At 35.4% G+C, this 914-nt stretch carries 2 protein-coding genes; both read right to left on the bottom strand.

The genetic code is table 11. The features are described 5' to 3' along the window. Positions 1–536, bottom strand: a 536-nt coding sequence (locus tag ACFINC_RS10075; protein ID WP_375617125.1) for a DUF1376 domain-containing protein, incomplete at its 3' end; no start/stop codon positions are given. Continuing rightward, positions 526–876: a DUF1376 domain-containing protein gene (locus ACFINC_RS10080; protein ID WP_375617126.1), complete on the bottom strand. Its 351-nt coding sequence runs from the start codon at positions 874–876 to the stop codon at positions 526–528. The genes ACFINC_RS10080 and ACFINC_RS10075, both read right to left, overlap by 11 nt. Between the last annotated feature and the right edge of the window lie 38 nt (positions 877–914).

Here is a 914-nt window from a genome sequence, read left to right on the forward strand (position 1 = left end):
GCCTTTTCAACAAAATCGTTTGTTTCTAAATTTTCAAAATCAATTTCTCTTTTTGATAAAATAATATTTTTATTTTTGTTATTGTTAATGTTAATGTGTTGTCGTGATGAACTCATCATGATGTCATCATGACCTCGTGATGATGTCATCATGACATCATCATGTTCTCTTGATGAATTATCTTTCTGCTTATTTCTCTTAGTATTCGCAGCTTTTATAGCTTTTTCTGAGAGTCTATTTAAATTCTCATTAGAGTTATTGAGTTCTTCTTCAACATCTAAATTCCATAAGCGACCATCTGCTAAACGAACAAGGTATCCTTCTTCAAGCAAGACATTTAACGCTGCTTCGAACTTCTTCACTGAATAACCAGTGTAATGAGATAAAACTTTAATATTATAAAAAAGAGGTTCACCAGTACGCAACATACGTAACCGTAATCGCATATAGATATTGCCCTCTACAGCAGGCAAATAATCAACAACCATTGCCCACTTATCTGCAAACAGCCTCGTCCATGGCAACTTAGTTGACATACTTCACCTCCCTTTCTTTATTATTATTGCAAGTGAAATTATCTAGCTCTTCAGTGACGTTGTTGAGTTCTTTTTCAACTTCTGAATTCCACAACCCACCATTGTCTAAACGTATGATGAATCCACCTTCAATCAAGGAATTCAAAGCTGCTTCAAACTCTTCTACTGGATAACCAACCCAAAAAGCTAATACCCTTAAGTTCTTTAAAATAGGCTCACCAGTATGGAGCATTAAAAGTCGCAACATGACATAGATACATTTCTCGGTCGGCGACAAACAACCAAGAGTAAGAAGCCATCTGTCTGCAAAAAGCCTCGTCCATGGTAATTTACTGGACATACCCCAATTCCCTTTCTTTAACTAAATGTAAAATTGCT

The organism is Bartonella sp. AP58NXGY, from assembly GCF_042195785.1.
Lineage (GTDB): Bacteria > Pseudomonadota > Alphaproteobacteria > Rhizobiales > Rhizobiaceae > Bartonella.

Bases quoted from the DNA above. Each gene is read 5' to 3' on its own strand.
- ACFINC_RS10080 (WP_375617126.1), bottom strand. From the start codon at position 876: ATGTCCAGTAAATTACCATGGACGAGGCTTTTTGCAGACAGATGGCTT.